Raw genomic sequence first — 15396 nt, forward strand, 5'->3', positions numbered from 1 at the left:
GATGCTTAAAACACAATTAAAATTGTCAGTCTTGGCAACCGCGATCATCTTGGCTGGGTGTGGCGACGAAAATGCCAGTGATACCAACACGCCTCAATTTGAAAGCTATATTCAAACTGCCATTGACCGACCTACTTCGGTCGATTTTACCTTACAAGGGGCCAATGCAGCAGTGCCTGTTCCTACCTTTTTGCTGATGGACAGTGAAGATGGGACGCTAAAAATACCCACGAAAGGTGACAACGCGCTTACTAACCCAAAGGCTGCCATGAATACCATGGATGGGTGGTCAACCTCGATGCCTTTGGTCTTTAATTTCCGCGGTGCAGGCCTCAATTCAGGGCTTGTGACTAATGGGGTTTATCTCATTGAACTGACCGACTCAATGACGGGAACACCTAACGTTAAAGCCGTGCTCCAACAAGGTACCGACTTTAACGTATTAAGCGATGCGGCCAGTGACACACTGACGGTGCTACCAGTTAAGGAGCTCAACGCCAGCAGTGAGTACATTATTGCTCTAACCGATGATATTCAGGACGTAAACGGCGATCCGATTGGCATGCCATCGAGCTATGCGGGATTAAAATCCCAGACTGTCACTTATGAGGACTCACTACTTGAAGCACCAGAAGCGGTGATTCAGGGAGTTGAAAAGTTGGTAGCAGCCGCAGAAGGTGTTGATCCGACCAAAATCGTCTACTCCACCTGGTTCTCCACCCAATCGGTAGGTGACAGCTTAAACTACACCAAGCTAGCGACGGCGGCTGGGTTTGATGCTGGAAGCCTAGCGGCAGTATGGAAAGCGGGCGCCAACCCCAATAATGCCGATTTATCGGATGCTTACACCATCGACATTACCAGCACTCAGGACTACGATGCGGCGCTGGGTGCGGATGCCCAGTTTACCCAGTACTTCGATCCCAATGATGCCAATAATATTAAGACCACGCTCAAGGCAACGTTTAATGGCGTCAATGTTGAGGTGAGTAAAGGCACCATCAAGCTACCTTACTATCTGGAAACGGATAGCAACTGGAATAGTCAGCCGTTTGAGTCAGCCACCCCTAGCTTGGTCAAGGTACTGAATGCGCTGCAAGACCCTGAGCAGCAGGCGACCATCACCGCTCAGTTGACAGGCGCGGGTGTCGACGTTGCTGTATTAACGGGTAACGATAAATCACAGATCGTCAACGAGCTTTTCAAGCTGGCCGGCGTGACGCTGACCAAAGCTGATGGCAGTCAATTAGACCCTGAGCGCATTATTACCCGTTATAGCCCTGTACCGCAGATTAAATCGGTACAAGAGGTACCTTTCTTGCTGTTTACACCCGCAGCGGTTGATAGCAATACCAAACTCACGGTGTATCAGCACGGGATTACCTCGGCAAAAGAAAATGCATACTTCTTTGCGCCTAACTTTGCCAATGCCAATCAAGCCATTATGGCGATTGATTTGCCGCTTCATGGCGAGCGTAGCTTAGATGCGAAGCGCTCTGCCAACGTGGATGTGACAGCGTACCTGAATCTTAACAACTTGGCCGTGGCGCGTGACAATGTGCGCCAAAGTGAGTTGGATGTAATGGGTGTGCGCGCAGCTTTGACCCGCACCGAATTGGCGGGTGGATTCGCGGGGACGCCATTAGCGGCGATGTCGTCTTTTGCTACTTCGGCACCACGCTTGCTAGGCCATTCGCTGGGCGGTATTGTTGGCACCACTGCGTTTGCGGCGTCTAACCGTGATAACGCGGTAACAGGAGTTGGCCCTTACTATGATTTCTCTGCGCTAAGCGTAGCGAATTCTGGAGGGCAAATTGCTAACTTGCTGCTCGGGTCAGACTCGTTTGGTCCTTTGATTAAGCACAGTGTCGCTTTTAAAGGCAGTGCCGCTTACCAGACCTTTGCCGGCGACAATTGTACGCTCGATAATAGCGCAGAAAACAATGTGATCTGCTACAAGACCTTTGAGGCAAATGGCTCAGCAAGTGCAAATGCTCAGGTTCAGGGTGTGATTCAGCAATTTAGCTATGCAGCCCAAACCTTGCTCGATACCGTCGATCCATATACAAATGCAAGCTATATTACTGGCAGCACCACGCCGATTTATATGCTGCAAGTTGATGGTGATGATACGGTCCCGAACGACGTTGCTTACACGGTTCCGGGCATTGTGGATAATTTTGCCGGCTCTGAGCCATTAGCCTCGAAACTTGGCCTACCAACCATCAATGCCAGCTCACACGATGCACAAGATGGCCAGAACTTTGTTGATTTTGCCGGTAATAACGCTAGCCATAGCACCTTTATCTTCCCACAAACGGCGGAGCTTGCAGAACAAGCCGTGCACGCTGAAATGATCCGTCAAGCGGTTGATTTTGGTGGAGACGCCAGCTTGGATAGTGTCAAAAACGATAACAATGTGTTGAATTAACCGGCGCGTTATCGTAAAGGTTGTTACCAAACTAAAGCGGCTTCGGCCGCTTTTTTATTACCTGATGCTGTGTTAGCTAACGCTATGATTGAATAGCCACACCTTTGGTCACTATTTCTTTGTCTTGGTTTCACGTAAACTATTCTCAATTCCATCTTGTTGAATCGAATGATGCTTATGTCTTTTTTACACGCTTTTCCCAATGTTCATCAGGCTTACCACGCCCATGTTTACTATGAGGCCGACACCGAAGCGCAGGCGGATATTATCTATCAAGCAGCCGCTGCATCGTCACTGCCGATCGATCTTGGCCGCTTTCATCGCAAATGTGTCGGCCCACACCCAAAGTGGAGCTTTCAGATCGCTTTTGACAACGTTGCCTTCGATGAGGTGATGGCATGGCTTGAGGCGCATCGGGGCGATTTAACCGTGTTTTTGCATGGCGTGACGGGCGATGACTACATAGATCACACTGACCATGTCGGTTGGATGGGCCCGTCTGTTGAACTCAACCTGTCCATGTTTAAGCCCAAGCAATGAATACGTTTCTTGACTATCCAGCGCTCCTGGTTTGGCATGGCGATGATGAACTCTCGTTTGCCTCCGATCCGGCGTCGCTTAAGGCGCTGAGCGAAAACGTGATCACAGAAGACGATCGGCTGGTGGATAGCCAAGGCGTTTGCTGGCTAAGCCAAGACGGCGGTCAGCACTGGCAGCCGAGTGGGCAAATCATGCCACTTGAGCAGCTCGTGGCGCGTGTCCAAGCGCATTATGCGCAGATGGGTCAATGCTGTTTGGGAAAAATCCAGTTTAAAGATAGGGCCGCCGCCATCAAAAGTGTGGCGACGGCCCCTGAGAATTAACGGCTGTCAGCAATCCGACGTGACACTTTTAACGAAAAGTGCGGACGAATACGCTTGATGTTCAAGCGCTGCTTGTTACGCAATCGAATGTGGCAGAGCTCAAGTATCAAACCAAATGCCATCGCAACGTACACGTAGCCTTTGTTGATATGAATGCCAGCACCTTCGGCCATCAGCAGCAAGCCCAATAGCACCAAGAACAGCAAGGCCAAGGTTTTAAACCCAGGATAACGGCTGACCAGATTATTCACGGGTTCGGCCGCGATCATCATAATGATGGCGGCGGTTACAATGGCGGCGACCATCACGGGTACATCTTGGGTGAGACCGACCGCAGTGATCACTGAGTCCATCGAGAACACCGCATCTACCGCAACGATTTGCAGCAAAATTACTGCCATGCCGGTGCGAACTTGTGTCGAGTGGCTCACGGGTTCGCCATGACCCAACCATGCCCACAGCTCTTTGGCACTTTTTAGCAGCAAAAAGCCACCACCAAACAGCATGATAAGGTCTTTACCGGTAACCGGTTCCGTACCAATCGTAAACAGTGGCGCAGTCAACGACATGACCCATGCGATGGAGAGCAGCAAGCCAATTCGGCTGATCACGGCAAGACCAATACCCAAGGTACGCGCGAAGCGGCGTTTCTCTTTGGGGAGACGCTCACACAATACGGAAATAAAGACTAAGTTATCAACACCCAATACCACTTCAAGGGTCAGAAGGGTAAAAAAGACCACCCACGTTTGGGGTTCCATAAAGAGTGTTAACATACGATTACCTCCTCGTTAAAGGAAGCGGGGGAGGGCATAAAACGACATCGGTCGCTGTCCATGGATTGTGATTACCTCTGTGACTAAAGAGCGCTTATATAAGCACCAGTTTGGCGCCTTGGCAAGCAGAAAAACAGCGAGTTGACCAAAAATTGACAAAGCATGTAAACGATCAAACTTGTTGCTGAGTAAGACTTATCATGTTGGATTTAAAGAGGGAATAACGATGAAAAGAGGCTGGATGATTGGGTTGTTGTCCTTAATGTTGACCGGGTGTTTAGGCATGCCAAAACAAGTCACTCCCGTCACCGACTTTGAGCTTAACCGCTATTTAGGCTCTTGGTACGAAGTGGCGCGACTGGATCACTCGTTTGAACGAGGATTGTCGGATGTGACCGCGACCTATTCGTTGCGTGAAGACGGCGGTGTGAAAGTGATTAATCGTGGCTACAGCCGTGAAGAGGGAAAATGGCAAGAGGCAGAAGGCAAGGCGTACTTCGTTGAAAATGATAAAACGGGGTACCTGAAGGTTTCATTCTTTGGGCCTTTTTATGGGTCGTATGTGGTGTTTGAGCTGGATGATGATTACCAATATGCCTTTATCTCGGGGCCTGACCACGATTACCTATGGCTGCTATCGCGCACGCCAATCGTCTCGGAGTCGGTAAAGGAACAGTTTATTGCAGCGGCGAAACAGCGGGGTTTTGCCACTGAAGGGCTGATTTTTGTCGATCACACCCGCACGGGTCCCAAACATAAGACCAATGAGCAGTAAAAGAGAAACATCATGCGAAAAACAGACAAGAAGTATGACAAAGCGATTCGAGAGGCACTGACAGAGGTTTGTGAGCTCACGATGGAGAACATCGCGGGGTTCGAGTGGCTGACGCATGAGGCGAATTATCAGCGTTTTCCACAAAGCTTAATCGTGCGGCTTATGTTTAAAGACCAGCAGGCGCTAGCCAGCTTTAAACGGAGTGATGACTACCAAGCCGTTCTGAATGATATACAAACTCGCCTCACTGCTGCAGGGGTCACACTGAAAAACATCAATCAACATATTGAGWTAGATACACTGTAAGGCTGTGACTACTCGCACACTTACCTTATGGCTGACACGCTACAGTGTGATATGAAAGTGACTCAATGCCTCTATCGATTAAGCGAAGGAGCAGCGGTATGGAAGCACGAATAAGCATTATCACGTTGGGTGTCGCTGACTTATCACGGTCGTATGAATTTTATCGCCAGTTGGGCTTTCCCACGCACAATCACCCTGAAGAAGGTATCGTGTTTTTTAGTACCGCAGGTACGCGATTAGCGTTATATCCCGCTGACTCGTTAGCCGATGATATTAAACCCGGACTCACCGTTAACGAGACTGGGTTTGGTGGTATCACATTGGCGCATAACACGCGATCTAAAGAAGAGGTCGACGAGGTACTGGCGCTGGCAGAGCGTTGTGGTGGTCGGATCGTTAAACCTGCACAAGACGTTTTTTGGGGAGGCTACAGCGGCTACTTTGCCGATCCGGATGACTATCTTTGGGAAGTGGCTTATGGCGATTGTTGGCAATTTGATGATAACGGCAGCCTTGTCTTGGATTAATAATCATGAACGCCTTACTGGAACAGCTGCAAATGCAGGGGACAGAGAACGACGCCCTGCAACAGGATAAAAGTAAAAAATGGCTGAATATTACGCCTGGAACCGGAAAATTCTTAGCGCTGTTAGTGGATGAAATTCAGCCTACCCGTATTTTAGAAATCGGTACATCAATGGGCTATTCAACGTTATGGCTCGCGCGCGCAGGCGGCAATAGCGTGCAGGTGGTAACGATTGAGCGCGATGAAGCAAAACACCAACAAGCGCAGCAGCACTTTAGGCAAGCCGGCATGGATAAACGGATAGATGCGAAATTGGGCGACGCGAGTGACTGGATGACTCGCCTTGAGGGACAGTTTGAGCTCATTTTTCTTGATGCCGACCGAAGTCAGTACCTGTCTCTAGCGCCACGCTTGTTCCAACTCCTCAAGCCTCAGGGTGTGCTGGTAGTCGATAATGCATTATCCCACGCTGATGATGTTGCTCCTTTTAAGCGATGGCTTGAGCAACAGCCTGAACTCGATGTGGGTGTACTTCCCATTGGGAAAGGTGAGCTTGTTGCCTATTTGCGTGATTGAAAGTTGGCAGGATAAAAAAGGCGTCCCGAAAGACGCCTTTTTAGTCTCTAAACTCAGTGGTATTACGCGGCTGCTGGCGTTTGAGCTTGACGGTTTGCATGCCAGACCAAGCCAAAGCCAATAATGACCACCGCGCAGGTTGACAGCATGACGGTGGTGACGGCGATCAAGCCGGCGGCTGCAAACGCAGACACCACAGCGCTCGCCACGAAGCAGACCATCATTTGCAAGAAGTTCAATAGCCCCGCAGCGGTCGCACTACAGGATTTAAAATTTTCCAAGGCGCGATTGACGACCAGTGGATAGATGGCACCGTTCGCTGCCGCGAGGAAACAAAACGGACCTAAAATTACCCAGATGTTGGTGACATCGGTACGCCAGCTGATCAAAAAGATAACCACAACACTGATAACAAACAGCTTAAGTAGCCAAGGCAAGATACTGTGATCTTTAAGCTTGTTGAGGGCATGACGACAGGCGTAGCCACCGACGACAAAAGCAATGGTTTGTGGAATATAGCTCAGACCAATATCCGCTTCGGTATAACCCATGGCTGACATCACGAACGGTGATCCCGTCAGATAAGCAAAAAATGCCGCGGAACAACCTGCGAAAATAAGCATGTTACCGATGAATTTTTTTGATTTAAAAACTTGCTGATAGTCACTTACAAGTTTATCAATAATTTTAGTGTCTTGCGTGGGTTTGGAAAGGCTTTCCTTTTCTCGTAAGGTAAAGACAACAAAACCAACCCCTAACGCAAATAAAACCACAAAAATACTGCGCCAATCATATAGGGTGAGTAGGTGTGAGCCGACAAGTGGCGCCAATGCTGGCGATAAAGCGACGAGCGGCATGATGGTTGCGAACACTTTTTGTCCTAGCTTGCCTTCATAGCGGTCAATGACCACGGCTTGCCAAATTACCGCAGCGCTACATGCTCCCAAGGCTTGAACTAGACGTGCGCCAAGCAATAAATAAATGTTATTAGCAAAAATACACACCACAGTCGCGACTAAATAAAGGCTCAAGCCAATCAGCAGCGCGGGTTTGCGGCCGATGCGATCAGACAGCGGACCATAAACCAGCTGTCCACAGGCCATCCCGAGCAAAAAGATACTTAAGGTGAGGCCGATATTAGCGGGAGATGTCGCCAAATCGAGTCGCATCGCCTCAAAGGCAGGTAAATACATATCAGTGGCTAAAAAGCCCAGCATACTGAGCCCTGCTAGCCACAGTAGCGTCATAAACGGCACTTGTTTGTTCATTTTTTGTCTCTTGATAGAAAACTCGACATAGAGATAGTTTATGGCTGACAAAGCTGGCTGTGAAACGCTATGATTTGAACATTGCTTTCGAAATATTTGATGTGAATGTTTTCTTACCAAGATTTTCATGTGATCGATGTGGTTGCACGGCGAGGAAGTTTCTCTGCGGCGGCCGATGAATTGCACAAGGTGCCGAGTGCGGTGAGCTACACGGTACGACAGATTGAAGACAAACTGGCCGTTACTCTGTTTGAGCGACTTCACCGCCAAGTGCGGTTGACGCCGGCAGGAGAATACTTTGTGGCGCAAGCACGGGATATGCTGAAAGCCATGGAAGATATTCGTCTACAAACGCAGCGAGTGGCTAATGGTTGGACACAAAGTGTCTCGTTAGCACTGGATAACGTCGTGCGCGAAGATAGCGTCAATACGTTGGTGCGGGATTTTTACGATGCGTTTCCTGATGTCGAGTTGTTGCTAACCATGGAAGTGTTTAACGGCGTATGGGATGCGTTGGCTGATGATCGAGCCGATATTGCGATTGGGGCCACGGCTGCTGTCCCAGTGAGCGGCGCGTTTCGCTATCGGGAAATGGGCACCCTGCGCTGGCGGTTTGTGGTGAGCCCGTCGCATCCACTCGTCCAGTGTGTTCAGCCACTGGCTAATGAGCAGCTTGCACCGTATCCGGCTATTTGTTTGGAAGACACTTCGCGCCGCTTGCCGCGTCGTACGACATGGCTACTGGATAATCAGCGCCGTCTTACCGTCCCTAATTGGCACAGTGCCATGCAATGTTTTAAGGCCGGGCTGGGCATTGGTGTGATGCCGTCACACATGGCAGAAGACGCGATTGCGCGAGGAGAGTTGGTGGAGCTTGCCCTTGAAGAGCCGTTATTAAGCAGCCCGTGTTGTATTGCATGGCGCTCGGACAAAGAATCACCACCGGTGCGCTGGCTGCTCGATTACTTAGGCGATAAAGAGCAGCTGCAACACCAGTGGTTATAGACTAGGAGGACGGCGTATCGAGTTCGCGCAAGGTATGATAGCCCGCCCAAACTCGTGAGGCGGCGGTGATTAAACAGGCTGCGCCAAAAATGCCGGCAATCCACGCCATGTAGGTAGGGAAAATACACATCAACACAAAGCTTGCAATGGTCTCCGTCCCTTCGGTGATCCCGCCGATATAATACATCGACTTGTTGGCGTAAACCGGGTTATCAATCTGGTGTTTGCTGGCCATGATCGCAAACGCTAAAAAGCTTGCGCCTGTCCCCATAAAGCAAAACAGCAAAAAACTGGCAGCAATGGCGTTACTGGCGGGATCGGCCAGGGCAAAACCAAAAGGGATGGCTGCGTAGAAGATAAAATCGAGGGTAATATCTAAAAAGCCTCCCGCGTCCGTGAGCCCTTGCTCGCGGGCGAGCGCACCATCGAGGCCATCGAAAAGTCGATTGATGATAATAAACACAAGCGCCAGCCAATACATCTGTAGCGCGAGAGCCGGCACCGCTAGCAGGCCGATCAAAAAGCCTGAGAGCGTGACGGTATCAGGTTTTACCCTCCATTTTGTAAGCTGCACCGCTGCTTGCTTCAATGGCCAGCGGATCACCGCGATGGCGTAACGATCAAGCATTCTGCATCTCCTCTTGCAGTGCTGAGTCAGCTGGGCGTTTAGGCCAATTTAAACAGCGGCTCTGGTCCGCAATATCCTCGGCATCATGCGTCACAATCAACGCAGGGATGTTTCGCTGCGCGATTTGCTCAAACACAAAGGTGCGAAAATCCCGACGCAGCGGCTTATCCAGCTTACTAAAGGGCTCATCAAGCAAGATAGCATCGGGGGCGGCGAGTAATGCACGCAACACACTGATCCGCGCGCGCTGGCCGCCCGAAAGCTGGCTGGGGGCATAATCGGAAAACTCTGCTAATTTAACATCGCCTAATGTTGCGATGGCCTGATCGCGTTTTTGCGCTTTGCGCATCGAGGATGGCAAGGCAAACGCCAAGTTTTGCCACACGTTTAAATGCGGGAAGAGTAAATCATCTTGAAACAAAATCCCGATACGGCGCTGCTCAGGCGGTAAGTGATCAAAAGGCTCACCATTTAACGTCAGTTGACCGCTGTAATGCATGGGCGGTTGGATATGCCCCGCCAATACGCTCAGCAGGCTCGATTTTCCGCAGCCACTGGGTCCCATCACAGTAAGTATTTCTCCCGGGGCGACCGAAAATGACAAATCACGCACCAAGCATTGATCAGGCGCGTTTATGGTGAGTTGGTTGACACACAGTGTCATGGTGTTGAGCTCCTGAGATAGTTGGTGTTGATGTAGGTAAAAGACGGCGTTCAGCCACGCGGCTCATCACAGTAGCCAAGGCGAAAACGATAAGGGGAAGCATCGCTTGCATCAGTCCATATAAGCCACTGATACGACGATCGAGACCACTCGATAAGCTAACTGCCTCGGTAGTGAGCGTATTAATGCGTCCCGCGCCCAGCAATTGTGTGGGCAGGTATTGCGCCAAACTGACACTCGCGCCAACCGCCCACGCTAAGATAATGGCGGGCAAAAGCAGCGGCAGTTTAACCCGCCACCATGCAAGCATGGCGCTGACACCGAGGCTTCTGGCGGTTTGCATAAGCCGCATATCAAACTGCTGCCACGGCCCGTCGAGTGCGAGGTACACATAAGGAAACGCGAAAAAAATGTGAGCCCAAAGGGTTGCCGGCACGTGCCACTGGCCGGGGAGGCTATACACCGCCACCTGAATGCCAAACAAGATAGAGAGTTGAGGAACCAATAACGGAATGGCGATGACGGCTCTTGGCACAGAGCGTTGCTGATTGACCGAGCGTTCCAGACACCCGATGGCRAACAGCAAGGCGACACTGGCGCTGAGCACCGCTAGAACGATGCTGTTCCCCACCAATGACCACACATAGCTAAGCTCTTGCTCCCAGAACCGTAAGCTATATCGACTCGGGAGCCAATCGGGAAATGACCAACGCAGCGCGAATGACCACATCAGCAACACAGGCATAATCGCAAGGGGAGTGATAAACACCGGCCACCAGAGTGATTTGCCGGGCAGCCATGCGTGGCGGCGGCCCGTGTATTGCCAGCGGTTGAGACATTGGCAGCCAAGCCACGCCAAAAAGCGAAACAGCAATAAGGCCAAGCCACACAGGGCAAATAGCAGCAGGGCACCAGCTGAAGCTCTGGGCAATAGTGCTAAATCCGGGTCATTAAACCACTGCCATACCAATACCGCATAGGTAGGCGGCGTATTGGGCCCGAGGATCATCGCCACATCAACCACTGACAGGCTGTAGGCGACGACGGCAAAAATCGGGAAACGCATTTTGGCCAGCCAAAGCGGGAGAATGACTTTTAGCCAAGTTGCGGTGCGGTTATACCCGAGGCTGGTTGATACCATCGTCAGCCGAGAGACATCAATTTGACGCAGCACCGACAGACTCATCAACAATAAAAAGGGGGTTTCTTTTAGCGTCAGCGCCAAGGTGAGCCCAATAACATAAGGGTCTTGTACCAGCGCCCAAGTCACGGGGTTATCACCGAGAAGGGGACTTAGCAGGCGAAACAGCCAACCCGAGGGGGAAAGCAGTAAAACCAGACCAATGGCAAAGGCGACGTGTGGTAACGCAAGTAGGGCGGGCAAGCGCGCACTGATCTTCTGCCAAATGGGCGTTTGCCAAGTGGCCTGTAAAATCATAAAGCTAAGTGCCACCGCGAGCAGACTACTGCCTAATCCCGAGATTAGCGTTAGCTGAATAGATTGTGATAGCCCCGGCCATGCCATGACAGCTTGCCAGCCGCTAATATTAGCCTCCATAAGCCCTAGTGTGGGCACGAACGCAAAGGCACTCGCGAGTATGCCGCCAACCCCTGGCAACAAGGGCAGGCAGCATACCGTTAGGGTAATGGCAAACAGCAAACGTGCCATATCAGCCTCTTTTCTATTGGCCGTAGCGTTTCAGCCAAGCACTCTCAAGCGCGGTTTGCCAGCTTGGATGTGGCTCGGGCTGGGTATTAAAGCGACTGACCTCGGCGGTGTCGGATAATTTAACAACCGGTGGATCGCCCCATACTTGGGTGTCGGCTTTACGCAGCTGTGCCTTTTCACTCATCAAGAAATTGATAGCGACCATAGCGCCGGCTTTAGCGTTGGCGTTGTATGGAATCGCCATAAAGTGAATGTTAGATAGCGCGCCTTGGTCAAAGGCAAACGCACGCGCTGACGGGGCGAGTTTTCCAGAGGCTACCGCTGCTTTTGCCGCATTGGGGTTAAACGCAATCGCCACGAGAAGCTCACCATCGTCCAACAGTTGGATAGTTTCGGCACTGCCTGACGGGAACTGAGCGCCTTCGCGCCATGCCACTTGATGTAGTTGGTCTAGATAGCGCCACAGTGGGGCGGTCACGGCGTCAAAGTCTACCTCATCAACCGGCAGGTAAAGTGCCTCGCGCACATCGGTAAGTTCCAGCAGGGCGGCTTTCAAAAAACTGGTGCCATGAAACTCGGGTGGTTTGGGGTAACTGATACGGCCAGGGAATGCTTTAGCCAAACTTAACAGTTCGGCGAAAGAGCGAGGTGGGTTGGCCAAGGTTTTCTGATCATGGATAAACACCAGCTGTCCCACCCCCCAAGGTGCTTCGAGGCCGTCTGTTGGCTCAGTGAAGTCTTCTTCAACCGGTAAACTTTTATCGACAATTTGCCAATTGGGGAGCGTGCTGACAAAAGGGCCGTACAGCAAATCATTTTCCTTCATTGATTTGAAGTTTTCGCCGTTAATCCACACCATATCGACACTGCCGCCGCTATCCTTACCCGCTGTCTTTTCGGCAAGCAGGCGATTGACGGTTTCAGCGATATCCGTCACTTTGACATGTTTCAGTGTGACACCATAATCGCGTTGTAACTCGCGACTTGCCCAGCGCAGGTAAGTATTGATCTCTTGATTGCCGCCCCATGCGTTAAAATACACGGTTTGACCCTTGGCTTGTTGCTCAATACTTTCCCAACGGTCGTTTTCCGTGCTCGCAGAGGCAGTAAAACTGGCGGTACTTGCAATTGCCAATGTTAACGCCGCTATCCAGTGTTTCATTGTTATCTTCCTTTTCAATTAGTGACGCATCCAACGATGATATTTTTCGACCCAGTTAAGCAGCGTCTCGGGCGCATGGGCTTGTTTCCACATCCCAGCGGTATACTTCACCGCCTCACTCATGGTGGGATACGGATGGACGGTGCCCAAAATTTTATTTAGTCCTAACTCGTGCCGCATAGCGAGAGTAAACTCTGCGAGCAAGTCGCCCGCATGCTCGCCAACAATAGTCACCCCCAGAATGGTATCTTTTCCTTTTGGTGTCAGCACCTTAATAAACCCGTGATCATTGCCATCAGCAATCGCGCGATCCAGATCATCAATGCCGTAGTAGGTTAGTTCCACTTCTTGCTGATTGGCCTTGGCTTCTTTTTCATTGATGCCCACGCGCGCGACTTCTGGCGATGTATAGGTCGCGGCAGGCATTACTGAATAATCAGCACGAAAGCGTTTAAATTGCCCGAATAGTGCATTCACCGCGGCATACCATGCTTGATGAGCACTGGCGTGGGTGAGCTGAAACGGACCCGCTACATCACCTACCGCATAGATATTCGGGTAGGCGGTTTGCAGATACTCGTTGACTTGAATTGTGCCACGCTCGGTCACTGGAATATCGAGCTTTTCGAGACCAAAGCCTTTGGTGTTGGCACTGCGCCCTAATGCGACCAGCACCGCATCAAATGAGACAGACTTCTCACCGTCAGGGCCATCGAGTAAGGCGATTTGCTCATTATCACTGTGTTGAAATGCTTTGACTTTGTGCTGTGTTAAAACCGTGACGCCGTCACGCTCTAACGCCTGCTCAACCAGCTCTGCAGCATCTTTATCTTCGCGGCTGAGAAGTTGGTCGGCCATTTCCGCGAGCGTGACTTGGCTGCCTAAACACGCAAAACTTTGTGCTAATTCTGCGCCAATGGGCCCCCCGCCCAAAACCAATAATCGTGGTGGCAGTTCAGTCAAAGACCAAATCGTATCCGAGGTGTAATGTGTCACCTCAGCCAAACCAGGAATGGGAGGGAGCATAGGACGTGCACCGGTCGCAATCACGATGTTGCGGGTAGTGAGGCGTTCGCCATTCACTTCAACTTCCCATGGCGAGAGGATGTGTGCTTCGCCTTGCACGCACTCCACGCCGAGCTTGGTGTAACGCTCGACCGAATCGTGAGGCTCAATTTGGGTAATGACTTGCTTAACCCGCGCCATGACCGCCGGAAAATCAACAGCTGGCGCTTGGGTATGAATGCCAAATGTCTTAGCCTTGCCAATTTCTCGCATGGTTTTCGCCGCACGGATCAGCGCTTTTGAAGGAACACACCCTGTGTTTAGGCAGTCACCTCCCATCGAACCTTTTTCGACCAGCGTAACCTTCGCTTTCACCACCGCCGCGATATAACTTGATACTAAGCCGCCTGCACCGGCACCAATCACCACCATATTGCGATCAAACTGTTGGGGCTTGCTCCAACCTTGATAGCGTTTACGACGCGTGATCCACGCCATAACCCACTTTGCCACCAGTGGGAAGACACCCAGTAAGGCGAGTGAGCCAAGCACCGAGGGTGACACCACGTCGCCAAGTGCGTCGATTTGGGCCAGTTGGGTCCCTGCATTCACGTAGACTGCGGTACCCGGCAACATACCGAGTTGACTGACCCAATAGAAGGTGCGGGTTTTGAACGAGGTTAGACCCATCACGAGATTAATCAGAAAAAACGGGAAAATCGGGATCAGGCGTAGGGTTAACAGATACAAGCTACCGTCTTTCTCTATACCGCGATTAATGGTATCGAGCTTATTGCCAAATTTGGCTTGGACCCAGTCGCGCAACATAAAGCGACTCACCAAGAAGGCGAGGGTGGCGCCAATCGAGCTAGCAAAGGAGACCAACACCAATGCCCACCAAAAGCCAAAGAGTGCTGCGCCCAATAAACTCGCTACTGCCGCACCCGGTAAGGACAGGGCGGTCATCACCACATAGCCGATAAAAAACACCAGGCTTGCGGTGGTCGCGTTTTCGATAATGTAATCATTCAATGCAACTTGTTGTGCTTTGGCGTTTTCAAGCGTGAGCCACTGGCTGAGATCTAAACTGAACCAAAGTGTTACAAGCGCCACCACCACTAAACCAAGCAATATCTTTTTTACTGGCATACTGTGTCTCGTCCGATAGTAAATGGGTCCCAGTTATTACTTTAGGTACTGTAGCTGAATTAACTGGCTGATTTGTCGGTTACATTGAGGAACTGTGTCCTTAATCGTACCTTTAACCAGACCCGACCGATCGCAAGAAACTTTCGTATTTTGTCAGAAATCAGTTTGAATGATGGATTATTGAGCGTTTAGCGCGTTCAGAAAAAGCGACACCGCCATGAAGGCGGTGTTGGACGCGAACATTGCTCACAAAAAAGGTAGAGAGGTATGGGGGTTGTGAGGAATTAATTTTCTAAATGTTGTAATAATTCTTGGCGACGTTGGGGTGGAACCACAGACCAATGCTTGCCAGTAATCGCACCTTCTAGTGACCACAGTAACTCCAAGCTTAGCTCTTTTTCATGCGCAGAAAGGAGCGCTTTATAGGCATTAACGGCACCTTGTTGCTGTAAGCTTTCAGGCGTTTCAATACCTGCTTTTTTCAGCATACGTTCGGTCGCAAGTCGTAAATTAGGCAAGTCTTTTAGACGAGATGGTGTGGCTTGTTTTTTCAAATCACGATCGCGGGTCGCGACATCCAGCGCCTCTTTAGC

16 protein-coding genes are annotated in these 15396 nt (G+C 50.7%); 8 read left to right on the forward strand and 8 right to left on the reverse strand.

The window, feature by feature from the left end; genetic code table 11:
* Position 1: 1 nt before the first annotated feature.
* The 3 genes from BZJ18_RS12260 to BZJ18_RS12270 all read left to right on the forward strand — a co-directional run bounded on the left by BZJ18_RS12260 (position 2) and on the right by BZJ18_RS12270 (position 3294).
* Positions 2–2431, forward strand: coding sequence for a VolA/Pla-1 family phospholipase (locus BZJ18_RS12260; RefSeq protein WP_077457122.1), 2430 nt, complete (start codon positions 2–4; stop codon positions 2429–2431).
* A gap of 177 nt (positions 2432–2608) precedes the next feature.
* The gene (locus BZJ18_RS12265) at positions 2609–2971 is read left to right on the forward strand and encodes a DOPA 4,5-dioxygenase family protein (RefSeq protein ID WP_077457124.1); all 363 of its coding nucleotides are present in this window, start codon (positions 2609–2611) and stop codon (positions 2969–2971) included.
* Positions 2968–3294, forward strand: coding sequence for a DUF4144 family protein (locus BZJ18_RS12270; RefSeq protein WP_077457126.1), 327 nt, complete (start codon positions 2968–2970; stop codon positions 3292–3294). The genes BZJ18_RS12265 and BZJ18_RS12270 overlap by 4 nt, the downstream gene beginning before the upstream one ends.
* Here the strand turns inward: BZJ18_RS12270 and BZJ18_RS12275 are convergent.
* On the reverse strand, positions 3291–4070 hold the full coding sequence (locus BZJ18_RS12275; protein WP_077457128.1) for a TerC family protein: 780 nt from the start codon (positions 4068–4070) through the stop codon (positions 3291–3293). The genes BZJ18_RS12270 and BZJ18_RS12275 overlap by 4 nt on opposite strands.
* 226 nt (positions 4071–4296) lie before the next feature.
* On the opposite strand from BZJ18_RS12275, the gene BZJ18_RS12280 reads away from it, so the two are divergent.
* From BZJ18_RS12280 to BZJ18_RS12295, 4 genes are all read left to right on the forward strand, one after another.
* Positions 4297–4845: a lipocalin family protein gene (locus BZJ18_RS12280; RefSeq protein ID WP_077457130.1), complete on the forward strand. Its 549-nt coding sequence runs from the start codon at positions 4297–4299 to the stop codon at positions 4843–4845.
* 12 nt (positions 4846–4857) lie between these two features.
* Positions 4858–5151: a hypothetical protein gene (locus BZJ18_RS12285; protein WP_077457132.1), complete on the forward strand. Its 294-nt coding sequence runs from the start codon at positions 4858–4860 to the stop codon at positions 5149–5151.
* 98 nt (positions 5152–5249) lie between these two features.
* Entirely contained in the window at positions 5250–5678 is a 429-nt protein-coding gene (locus tag BZJ18_RS12290) for a VOC family protein (protein ID WP_077457134.1), read from the forward strand.
* Positions 5679–5683: 5 nt separating this feature from the next.
* Positions 5684–6253 carry an O-methyltransferase gene (locus tag BZJ18_RS12295; protein WP_077457136.1) on the forward strand — a complete coding sequence of 190 codons (570 nt, stop codon included), beginning with the start codon at positions 5684–5686 and terminating at the stop codon, positions 6251–6253.
* A 62-nt stretch (positions 6254–6315) separates the two neighbouring features.
* Here BZJ18_RS12295 and punC read toward each other — a convergent pair whose 3' ends face one another.
* Positions 6316–7521: a purine nucleoside transporter PunC gene (gene punC, locus BZJ18_RS12300; protein WP_241824964.1), complete on the reverse strand. Its 1206-nt coding sequence runs from the start codon at positions 7519–7521 to the stop codon at positions 6316–6318.
* Positions 7522–7626: 105 nt separating this feature from the next.
* Here punC and punR point away from each other — a divergent pair, with 105 nt between their 5' ends.
* Positions 7627–8526: a DNA-binding transcriptional activator PunR gene (punR, locus tag BZJ18_RS12305; protein WP_077457140.1), complete on the forward strand. Its 900-nt coding sequence runs from the start codon at positions 7627–7629 to the stop codon at positions 8524–8526.
* Between the two features lies 1 nt (position 8527).
* On the opposite strand, the gene BZJ18_RS12310 is transcribed toward punR, so the two are convergent.
* From BZJ18_RS12310 to BZJ18_RS12335, 6 genes are all read right to left on the reverse strand, one after another.
* The gene (locus tag BZJ18_RS12310; RefSeq protein ID WP_077457142.1) at positions 8528–9154 is read right to left on the reverse strand and encodes a CDP-alcohol phosphatidyltransferase family protein; all 627 of its coding nucleotides are present in this window, start codon (positions 9152–9154) and stop codon (positions 8528–8530) included.
* Positions 9147–9818, reverse strand: a complete 672-nt coding sequence (locus BZJ18_RS12315; RefSeq protein ID WP_077457144.1) for an ATP-binding cassette domain-containing protein — start codon at positions 9816–9818, stop codon at positions 9147–9149. Before BZJ18_RS12315 ends, BZJ18_RS12310 begins: the two co-directional genes overlap by 8 nt.
* Entirely contained in the window at positions 9778–11487 is a 1710-nt protein-coding gene (locus tag BZJ18_RS12320) for an ABC transporter permease (RefSeq protein ID WP_077457146.1), read from the reverse strand. Before BZJ18_RS12320 ends, BZJ18_RS12315 begins: the two co-directional genes overlap by 41 nt.
* A gap of 13 nt (positions 11488–11500) precedes the next feature.
* Positions 11501–12649 (reverse strand): ABC transporter substrate-binding protein, encoded by a 1149-nt coding sequence (locus BZJ18_RS12325; protein WP_108743149.1) that lies wholly within the window; start codon positions 12647–12649, stop codon positions 11501–11503.
* A gap of 18 nt (positions 12650–12667) precedes the next feature.
* On the reverse strand, positions 12668–14803 hold the full coding sequence (lpdA, locus tag BZJ18_RS12330) for a dihydrolipoyl dehydrogenase (RefSeq protein WP_077457148.1): 2136 nt from the start codon (positions 14801–14803) through the stop codon (positions 12668–12670).
* Positions 14804–15087: 284 nt separating this feature from the next.
* The coding region (locus tag BZJ18_RS12335; RefSeq protein WP_198532239.1) for a TfoX/Sxy family protein at positions 15088–15396 on the reverse strand (309 nt) is incomplete at its 5' end.

It is taken from the genome of Salinivibrio sp. IB872 (assembly GCF_001995345.1).
Taxonomy (GTDB): Bacteria; Pseudomonadota; Gammaproteobacteria; order Enterobacterales; family Vibrionaceae; genus Salinivibrio; species Salinivibrio proteolyticus.